The 10714-nt window shown below is 35.1% G+C and carries 8 protein-coding genes and 1 pseudogene; 2 read left to right on the top strand and 7 right to left on the bottom strand.

The window, feature by feature from the left end:
- Positions 1 to 197: 197 nt before the first annotated feature.
- The 7 genes from JK139_RS14935 to JK139_RS14905 form a co-directional block, all read right to left on the bottom strand.
- A complete protein-coding gene (locus JK139_RS14935) occupies positions 198 to 527 on the bottom strand; it encodes a TolC family protein (protein WP_218332022.1) in 330 nt (109 codons plus the stop codon).
- Positions 528 to 1018: 491 nt separating this feature from the next.
- Positions 1019 to 3604 carry a multicopper oxidase domain-containing protein gene (locus tag JK139_RS14930; RefSeq protein WP_228733263.1) on the bottom strand — a complete coding sequence of 862 codons (2586 nt, stop codon included), beginning with the start codon at positions 3602 to 3604 and terminating at the stop codon, positions 1019 to 1021.
- A gap of 622 nt (positions 3605 to 4226) precedes the next feature.
- Positions 4227 to 6269, bottom strand: a complete 2043-nt coding sequence (locus JK139_RS14925; protein ID WP_228733262.1) for a copper-translocating P-type ATPase — start codon at positions 6267 to 6269, stop codon at positions 4227 to 4229.
- Positions 6270 to 6359: 90 nt separating this feature from the next.
- Positions 6360 to 6827 carry a heme-binding domain-containing protein gene (locus JK139_RS14920; protein ID WP_218332020.1) on the bottom strand — a complete coding sequence of 156 codons (468 nt, stop codon included), beginning with the start codon at positions 6825 to 6827 and terminating at the stop codon, positions 6360 to 6362.
- A gap of 2 nt (positions 6828 to 6829) precedes the next feature.
- Entirely contained in the window at positions 6830 to 7450 is a 621-nt protein-coding gene (locus JK139_RS14915) for a DUF3347 domain-containing protein (RefSeq protein ID WP_218332017.1), read from the bottom strand.
- A gap of 89 nt (positions 7451 to 7539) precedes the next feature.
- Positions 7540 to 8067, bottom strand: coding sequence for a DUF3347 domain-containing protein (locus JK139_RS14910; protein ID WP_228733261.1), 528 nt, complete (start codon positions 8065 to 8067; stop codon positions 7540 to 7542).
- A gap of 78 nt (positions 8068 to 8145) precedes the next feature.
- Complete coding sequence (locus tag JK139_RS14905; protein ID WP_218332015.1) at positions 8146 to 8595, bottom strand: hypothetical protein; 450 nt, start codon at positions 8593 to 8595, stop codon at positions 8146 to 8148.
- Positions 8596 to 9381: 786 nt separating this feature from the next.
- Here JK139_RS14905 and JK139_RS14900 point away from each other — a divergent pair.
- Positions 9382 to 10161: an SDR family oxidoreductase gene (locus JK139_RS14900; protein ID WP_074417939.1), complete on the top strand. Its 780-nt coding sequence runs from the start codon at positions 9382 to 9384 to the stop codon at positions 10159 to 10161.
- A 62-nt stretch (positions 10162 to 10223) separates the two neighbouring features.
- Positions 10224 to 10601: pseudogene (locus JK139_RS14895) on the top strand (GxxExxY protein).
- The last annotated feature ends 113 nt before the right edge of the window (positions 10602 to 10714 follow it).

The following is a 10714-nucleotide window of genomic DNA, read 5'->3' as shown; positions in this document are numbered from 1 at the left end:
GAGTAGAAGTTTTGTTTTCGCAACTCAAAATTATTCCTATTTCAAATGCTTCTATTTTAGGAAACTTGGGTTAATTAGAAAGAAAATAAACCCTGGTAATAATCAAATATTTTTTGCTGCAGCAACGCATCATACCTGATAATAATAAGGTTATTTTTTGTATTATCCAGGTTATTTTTTGCTTTGATACAATCTACTTAAGTGCCTATACCTGCTTCAAATTTTACCGTGGCAGCATGGAAAGAGTTTTCGAAATCAGCATATTGTTGTTCCAGTGCATGCAACCGTTGCGATGCCTGCTGCATATTGATATAAGTACCATAAACTGATTGCTGTAATTGGGTTTTGGTGGTTTTTAATAAAAAAGGAGATTGATAGACATGAATTTTTGCCTGCCTTATTTTGGCACGTACCTGCAATCCATTTAAAATGGGTATTTGCAATATCAAACTCAATGAAGCATTGAAATTATTTTTCCATCGCTGTCCGTATGAAATATTTTGGCTGCTATAATTATTTTGTTGCATGTATAATTTTATGAATAATAATATCAGAAGAATTGGATAATTTGCCTTTTAATTAGCTTTACCTTTAATCAAATTATACTATTACACAAGGGCGATATTCAGGTACATTCCATCATCTATAAAGGAAGTATATTTACTTTACAATTCAATGAATAAACATACAAGCAGCTAACACAGAGCAGATTTTAGTCTGTGTAATATTAAGCATTAAGCCCATGTTGGTTTTTCGAACAAGTCAACCTGTATTATTATTACGCATCATTAATTATAGTCTGAAATAATATAATTCTGATTATATTAAATTATTTTTTTTAAAATATTAATAGTATAACGTGTTGTGCTATTAAAATCAGTTTTCGCTTGAAACTTATTGCCTAATGGTGTTTCAGTAAACGCTGTATAACTAATGGCTGTTGAGCCTATTTTATTGAAACTTATGCCCAGCAAGCTTTTCAGAGCTTAATAGCACTACACGTTAATAGTATAATATATTAATAAGTAATTGTTAACCCGGCACCCAAACCCATATCACTATCATAATGAGTAGATAAAGAAATATATTTGGTGGCAATGTACCGGAAACCTGCCATGTATTCTTTATCAGTATTTATCATCATATTAAAACGCAGGCGTTTACTAATGGGTACATCTTCTCTGCTTAACTGAAACCGGAATTTACCATTACCATCAATTCTTGCATCAGCTACAAACAACAAAGGCAGCGTGTAAGCAATACCGGCTACTATTGTATGACGATCTAGTTTATCACTTGTTTGACCAAACCAATTCTTTTTTTCGCTACCAAAAATATTTTTTGGTCCGCCTTCTACTTTATAATGATAATCAAACCCAATGTAAGGAAACCACCATTGCATTCTGCCAAGGTAACGGCCAAACATAGTTTCACTTTCATATCCTAATTTATCGTTTAGCCCCAGATTCCATAAGGTAGTTGCCTTCCAGCGTGTATTTGCAAGCATCACATTCCCATCACTCCCATTGCTTTCCAAACCAATTCTAGCCATAGTATGAAACATTCTCCCTTCGGCAAATAATTTTCTTCGTGCCAGTTTTGGGTTAGGTATTTCCGGATTGGGTGGTGAATTTTCATAACTAAATACCCTTCCCATACCACTCATCATATGGTATAATATATGGCAATGGAAAAACCAGTCGCCGCTCATATTTGCTGCAAACTCTATCGTATCTCTTTCCATTGGCATGATGTCTAACACATTTTTTAAAGGAGCGTAATCACCCTGCCCATTCAGTACACGAAAATCATGACCATGTAAATGCATGGGATGACGCATCATAGTATTATTATATAATATAATTCTAACATTTTCACCTTTTTTAATTAATATCTTATCGGCTTCAGATAATACCTTATTGTTGATACTCCACATATACCGATTCATATTCCCGGTTAATTCAAAATTCAACTCTTTTAGTGGCCCCGGAGGTAAATCGGTATGATGGGTGGCACGTAGCATGCCGTAATTCAATGTTTGAATATCCGGATTATCATCATTCATATCCATACCAGCCATACTTTGATTGCCATGATTCATCTGCATTTGTTTACCTTTGCGCATCTGCATGGAATCATTACTTTTATTTTTCTTTATATTGTCATATCCTGTTATTTCCGGGTACATTACCGTATTCATATCCATCTCCTGATTTTGCATATTCATGCCTTCCATCTGAACCATATTGCCCTTCATATCCATCATGTCATTCATCATTTTCATTCCTGCAAAGTATTTGAGTTTAGGCAATTTTTTCGCTGGCATTTTCATACCCCTGCCCAACCATAATGACGCAGATTTAGTACGGTCTTCCGGCGTTGCCAAAAATTCATACTGCATATTGTCAGGTATTGTTACCACGACATCATAGGTTTCTGAAACCCCTATTATCAATCGATCAACCTCAACCGGTTCTACATCATTACCATCGTTCGCTACTACCGTAATCTTACCACCTGAATAGGTTAGCCAGAAATAAGTAGAAGCTGACCCGTTTGAGATTCGAAGCCTGACTTTATCGCCCGCCTTGAACTGTGGCATTTCACTTTCACTTTTCCCATTAATGAAGAACTTGTTGTAAGCAACATCACTTACATCCATTGCATTCATCCGTTTCCACTCATTGGTTAGTTTTGTTTTAAAGTTTCCACTTTTAATGGCTTCAATATAACTTTGTGTAGTCCCTTTCTTTATTGCAAACCAATCAGTTGCTGCATGCAGACTACGATCAATTTCGCTGGGATTCATGTCTGCCCAATCACTTAATACGATTGGAATTGCGGGCAAGTCATCTATACTCCGCCGGAAACTGGTATCATCATTTCTCTTTTTAAGAATCAATGATCCGTACATACCTATTTGTTCCTGCAATCCAAAGTGACTATGATACCAGTGGGTGCCATTTTGAATGATTGGAAACTTATATAGATAGGTAGTGTGGGGTTGAATAGGCATTTGGGTAAGATAGGGAACACCATCTTCCTTATTGGGTACATACAAACCATGCCAGTGCAATCCTGTTGGTTCATTGAGTTCATTGTGTACATAAATTTCTGCTGTATCACCTTCGGTAAAAGTAAGAGTTGGCATGGGTATCTGTCCGTTTACTGCAATGGCATGTTTTACTTTACCCGTAAAATTTACAATGGTATCCCTTACATATAAATCATAGCGCACGGTTTTTGGAGGCTCACTTTTCTGTAAGGTTTTCGCAGGTGCTATTTTTAGCATGGGCATTGCCATATTATTTAGGTCTTGTTTTTGTGTACTGCCTTTTAAAGGCATCGGCATGGTTTGTTTCTTTGGCAATTGCGTTTTTTGCGCTGCTGTATTGACTATTTTTTTATACAAAACCATTCCACACTTCGGACAATTGCCTGGTTTATCTGCATGAATTTCAGGATGCATCACACAAGTATAATACGAGGTGATTTGCTGTTTTTTTACGATATCTTTTTGATGCATGTCCATTCCTTTCATGTCTTGTGCCTGAGCGAAGGAATAAGACGCAAAAAGCAATATTATTAAGATTATTTTTTTCATTTCTATGTATTATTTTTTTAAAAACTGCAAAACAAAAAATTCTGTTTCGTATTGAATGGCTTGATATGTGCTTCTCCGATACACTTTATTCTGTAAAAATCGTTCTCGAACCCTTTAACCATAGCATCTTATGAATATTCTTTTATTCCAAATCCACTATAATTCTGATGTCTGCTTTTGCAAATATTCCTAATATCAAATAGCCTTCAGATACGATTGATTGTGCTGCGATTTGTACACATTTTTCTATTTTATCTTCATGAATCAGAAAATGAAATGCTGCTCAATCGTGCCAGAAATCGAACTTTACTGAAGGTGCAAACCCGGTATCATCTGAAACAATTCAATTTACTTTTGCCGCATTTTCGCCCAATCGTTTTTTGGCTCTTTCAATGGCATTGACTGAAATATCCAATACATAAATATTTTCATAATTTAATTTAATTAAACCATCAACAAAATGGCTGTTACCTCCACCGATATCAATAATATTGGCAGTTGTAGAAAGATGAAAGAAATTCTTTTGAAGTTTTAGGATATTTCTGAAAACAACTGAAACCCTTTTCTTCTTTGGTTATATAGATACTTTCCCAATGTTGTTTTTGATTTACAATTTCCATTTTTAATAATTTTTTACTTTTAACATACCTGCATTGATGGCAACTACAATTGTACTAACAGCCATTAAAGCTGCACCTGCTGCCGGGCTTAATAAAATACCGTGTTTGTATAAAATTCCTGCTGCCAATGGTAACGCAATTACATTGTAACCTGTTGCCCAAATTAAATTCTGTACCATTTTACGATGAGTAGCTTTGCCAAATAAAATCAGGCTTACAATATCTTTTGGATTGCTGTTCACTAAAACTATACCGGCAGTCTCTGCAGCAATATCGCTGCCACTACCCACAGCAATACCTACATCTGCAATGGCCAATGCAGGGGCATCATTCACACCGTCACCTGTCATGGCAACAAATTCACCTTTACTTTGCAACGCTTTAATTTCCTCTAATTTTTGATGCGGCAATACTTCGGCAATATAATTATCCATACCTAAAGTATCACTTACGCTTTTAGCAACATTGCTGTTATCACCTGTGAGCAGAATTGATTTAATATTATTTTCTTTTAATACTTTTATTGCTTCGGCCGATTCAGATCGTATTTCGTCTGATAAAGCAATATATCCGGCCAATTCATCATCTATTATCACAAATACAACCGTTTCCCTTACGTTTGTAGAAAAATCTTTTGGAACGGCCAATTTGCTTTCTTTTAGATAAACCGGACTAACTATCATTATTTTTTTTCCTTCAACTATTGCCTCAACACCTTTTCCTGTGATGGCTTTAAAGTTATCTGCGGCCGGTACTTTGATGGCTAAGTCTTTTATTTTTTGCATAATACCGGTTGCAATAGGATGTTCTGAGTTTTGCTCCAATGCGGCAGCCATTCGAATGATTTCAGTTTCGCTTAAATTCTTATGCAGCGGCACAATTTTCGACACTTTGAATTTTCCTTCAGTTAATGTACCCGTCTTATCAAATACTACTGTAGTTATTTTTCTTGCATTTTCAAAGGCTGTTCTGTTTTTAATGAGTAACCCATTTTTTGCGGATAGGGCTGTTGATTTTGCCACAACCAACGGAACAGCCAAACCCAAAGCATGTGGGCAGCAAATAACAATTACCGTTACCATTCTTTCCATTGCAAATGCCAAAGACTGCCCCGTAAAATACCAAAATAAAAAAGTGCCAATACCTGAAACCAATGCAATAATCGTTAACCATTTTGCTGCTTTATCTGCTAATAACTGTGTGTTTGATTTTGATTTTTGTGCATCATCTACCAACCTGATAACCTGCGATAAGTAAGAATCACTTGCCGTATGTGAAACAGTAACTTTAATGGAACCATTACCATTGATTGAACCGGCAATTACTTTATCACCTTTTGCTTTTTGTACCGGTTTACTTTCACCTGTAAGCATACTTTCATTGAGGTAGCTTTCGCCTTCTAATATTATTCCATCTGCTGCTACCTTCTCGCCGGGCTTTACTAAAATAATATCGTTTGCTTTTAGTGTATCGGTTTTTACATCATGCACCATTTCAGGCATTACCATATGTGCATCGGCTGGCATCAACTGCACTAATAATTCTAATTCCTTTGAAGCGCCTGCAATAGATTTCATTTCAATCCAATGCCCTAACAACATAATGAGTATTAGTGTTGTTAATTCCCAAAAAAAATCCATTCCCTTCAATCCGAAAACAATGGCTACACTATAAATATATGCTACCGTTATGGCAAAGCCTATTAAAAACATCATACCCGGGCTTTTGGCTTTTACTTCATCTAACAATCCCTTTAAAAATGGGAAACCACCATATAAAAAAACAATAGTAGATAAAGCGAACAGAAGGTATTGCGATCCTTTAAATTGCCAGCTGGCTCCTAAAAAATTTTGTATCATGGGTGATAACAAAATGATAGGAATGGAGAGGATAAGCACCACATAAAACCTTTTTTTAAAATCTGCAATCATCATGGCATGGTGATTATGCCCTGCCATACCCATTGATGTTTTTTTTGTGTGCTGCATATTGCCCATTGCATGTCCGGCATGGTTGATTAAATTGTTTTGATGTTGCTGTTCCATAATATAAATTTTATTTGCAGCAATCTTTTTTGTGTATAAAAATTGCTTTAAAAATTTTAAAAATTATTTGCTTTATTGTTTTCATAAAAATTAATTTTTTGCTAAAAGACTATCGGCTACTTTATTTAACCATTGGGAAAGCTGTACTCTTTCTTCTTTTGAAAGCCGGGCTTTCCTGTGTATTATTTTATATGACAATAAAGGCATTTCATTATCTCGAACCTGATCAGCCATATCTCTCAGCTTACTAATTTGCCTGCGTGGTGCATAGCTGCCAAACACACTTAAATTTAAGTTTGCTTTACCATTTTTTATATGATTCGCCATCAACCATGCTACCGGCTGAAAATTAGCATACCATGGATAACTGGTATTGTTGCTGTGACAATCATAACAGGCATTTATTAAAAGTTTGTGTACATTATCCGGAACAACATACATTTTACTAAAATCTGTAGGAAAGACCTGCCCGCTTTTATTTCGGGCAGGTTGTATCAGTTGAATCAGGACTAAAATGGCACCTAAAGAAATGAGTATATACTTTTTTGTAGGGCGCATGGTTATTTCATTTCTTCTTTTATTGTACCACAAGTAGGCATTGATTTTCCCAAATAAGGATTTTTAATATCTTTGGTTTCGCTAATCCATATTGCTCCTTTACCATTGTTTGCCATTGGACAAAAATCTTTATATAAAGTTTGTCCGTTATTACCAAAGGCTTTTATAAGGTCTGAAATATCACTACTCAGCATCATAAAATGTTCCCGCTGGTGTTTAATTTTATCTGCATTTGAACCAATATGTTCTGCATTTTCTTTTATATCGTCATGTAAATCTGCATATGCTTTCATTTGGTCAGCAGACAGAGTTGATTGATTTACTTTATTTAAAAGTTCAACGATGGATTTACCTGCAGCAGCGGCATCATTTGCATTATCATTTGCCAGCGCATTCTTCATTTGCAGGTAACCTGCAATGATTGCTTTGATCGGGAACATTGCAGCATTTTGTGTACCTGTTGCATGGTTCGTTAACTGCTGGTGCATGGCCATTGATGTATCGCCGGTTTTATCATTTTCTTTTGATGTTGTTGTTTTATCGTTGCCGGTATTGCAGGCAGCAATGGCTAAGGTAGTGGCTGCTATTGCAACCATTATTGCTAAAGATATAGATATTTTCATATTTAGTTATTTTTATATTTTAATTTAAATATCGATTTTAAAATGCGTTTTCCAAAATAAATGTGAATTGTTCAATGCAGGCAAATCAATTACAAAGTTGCTTTTATGCTGCCGCAAGAAAGCATTGCACTGCCAAAATATGGGTTTTTGATTGCCTTATTATTACTTAGCCATATAGCCTTTTTCATGGGACAATATTGCTGGTATATAGGCTCGGCAGAGAGCTTTACTTTTTTTGCCAACTCAAACATATTGTTCGATAAAGTGACAAATTTTTCCCTTTGCAGTTTTATATCTTTTGATTGAGAAATAGCAACAGCCTCTTTTAACAGGCCTGCCTTTTCAGCATCATTCATTATTTGCAGATCGGCACCATTTATGGTTTTTACCAATTCATCTGCACTGCTTGCCGCTAATACAGGGTTACTGCTTACTAAAGCGTCTTTAAGCTTATAATATGTATTGAGTAATTGAACTGGCTGTGTTTTTGTATTGCTTTGTGAAAAGCTGTTCTGAGCAAATGCCATGACGATAAGGGCAAGCATTATAAATGATTTTTTAATTGAAAACATTTTTATATTTATAACGCTTTTCAGCTCCTGAATTATTGATTTCATTTTAGTTTGATTTTTATGTTTAACAAAATAGGTAGGGGCATAAGTATGCCTTTATCATGCTACAAACATAAAATGAAATCATATTTGAAAACTCTGAATAGCAACTCGAATGTCCGGAATGGGAGGGTGATAACCACACACAAAATATTTGTTAGACTTACTAACCTGTGAAGCAGGCAATATAATGGTGTCAGGGTAAGTGATTACAAAAGCAGTAGAAAATACCGGGTTTAATTGCTTAACAACTTGTGGAACTACTTTATCAGCCCGTACTATTTTCACTACTTCATCATTACAACAATTATTTTTACCGTCTGAATCTGAATGCGCATGTTGATGTGCTACAACTTCCAGATGTTGTGGATGACCTTTGGTATGAACAAAAAATTCCGCTTCAGCCTCATGATGGTGCTCATTAAACCCCATATCTACCCCCATAGCACAGGCAAAACCCACCACCATATTCAGGGAGAATATGGTTAACAGGAAAATTGCTTTAAACTGTATGGATGATAAACTATATTTCATGTTGCCTAAAGTAAAATTACAATTATTATATCAAATTGTTTTTTTTAAATGCAAAAGTAGCCACGAAAACTGTTTGTTTGTTACATAATTATTTGAAGAATTTGCAAAATTTTAAGCGCAGGAATAAAATTAAAACAATCCTTCCTCATTCAAAAATGACATTCAGGAAAACAATGACCAGATTAAAGTAAATATTGCCATTTTAGCTTTAAACATACTTAAACTTTTTTCAATTTAGACGCATTCCCATTGATAGTATACAAAACTTAATGATGGGAAGAACACCTGCTTAAAAGCCATATAGAGTTTCGCTTACACCATAAGACCTTGAAAAGTAAAATATACCACTAATTTTAAGCGTTACAATGAATAAAAGTTCTTTAAAAGAGAAGCCATAACATTTCTTCTAAGAAAATTAAAAAATAACCCGGCCACCAAGTACCTGTTTTCATTACTATGCAATATTGAAGAATATGTGAGATGTTGCACAGGTATTTATTTTAAAAACATCCTTAAAAATAAGCAGGGGGTATTATGCATGAAAAGCAGGATATCCTATCCGTTTTAGGCAGCAATGTTTCTCCGGTTCATAAATTTTGTAAGGATTCATATACTTCTGTAATTTTACCCGGAATGTATATAACACTTCTTACAATATTAAGATTGATTTTATATTTCAAGGATCTAAAACTTTTGTTCATTCAATCGTATGTTTTTTCAGCTCATTTTTATTTTGCTAACTAATAAAATAACAGCAGCCGATTGGGCTTACATCAATCAATAATTATGACACAACCATCTTCACTACCACCAACCTTTATTGTAGGCGGGGCTACTTCAGGACTTGGGAAAGCGATAGCGCTTCTTTTACTGGAAAAAGGGGCTAATCTTATAGCACTTGGCAGGAGTACGGAAGCATTGCAGCAGTTGTATTACAACTACCCGAAACAGGTTACCACTATCTGCGGAGATATTACCCTTCCGGTTACACAGAACACTGTATTGGATGCGATACAAAATATGTACATAGCAGGCATTTGTATGAATGCCGGAGGCCCACCGGCAGCTACTATTAACGAAACAACAATGCAGGATTGGGATATGGCTTATCAATCTGTATTGCGCTGGAAAGTAGCTATGGTAAAAGCATTGCTGCCTCAATTAGAAAATCAACAATATGGCCGGTTATTATTTATTGAAAGTGCTACCGTAAAACAACCCATGGAAAATTTAGTATTGAGTACGGCTTTTCGACTGGCTGTAACCGGATTTGTAAAAACCTTATCGAATGAAGTAGCAGCTAAAGGCATAACTGTTAATATTTTGGCGCCCGGGCCTCATAACACACCGGCTATTGAACGGGTTTTTAAAAAGAAACAAGAACAAACCGGTCTTGATTGGCAAACCATACAACAAACAGAAATAGAAAAAATACCTGTTCACAAATTGGGCAATGCACAGCAATTTGCACAATTAGCAATTTGGCTAATGAGCGAAGATGCAGGTTATATTACCGGGCAAACCATTTGTGTTGATGGCGGTATGGTGAAAGGTGTTTTTGGATAATATTATATATAATTAAATATTAATTATAAAAAATAACATTCACCAACTCTAACCATCTTTTCATGACAGAAAACGAAATTTCTAATACAATTATTGGCGCTGTAATGAAAGTGCATAAAGCTTTATGCCCTGGTTTATTGGGAAGCGCCTATCAGGAATGTTTATTGTATGTTTTGCTGAAAGAAGGGCTAATTATTGAAAAACAAAAGCCTATGCAATTAGTATTTGAAGAAATCCATTTAGAATGTGGTTATAGAATTGATTGATTAGTTGAAAATAAAGTGGTAATAGAAGTGAAAAGTGTAGAGGCATTAAATGATGTTCATTTAGCCCAAACACCCACCTATTTAAAACTAGGAAATTTTAAATTGGGTTTACTTATCAATTTTAATGTACCATTATTGAAGCATGGCATTAAAAGAGTAATAAACGGATTTTAATAGAAATTCTGACACTAAAAAAGTTGGAGATTTTTTTTATTTAGTCGTTCCTCAAAAACGAATAGAACACAATGGGATCAATAGTTTATGAACAAATGCGGATAAAAAAGGTT

This window comes from Hydrotalea lipotrueae, from assembly GCF_019249625.1.
Taxonomy (GTDB): Bacteria; Bacteroidota; Bacteroidia; order Chitinophagales; family Chitinophagaceae; genus Hydrotalea; species Hydrotalea flava.
Note: the sequence above shows the minus strand (reverse complement) of the source record. Positions and strands in the feature narration are given on the sequence as shown.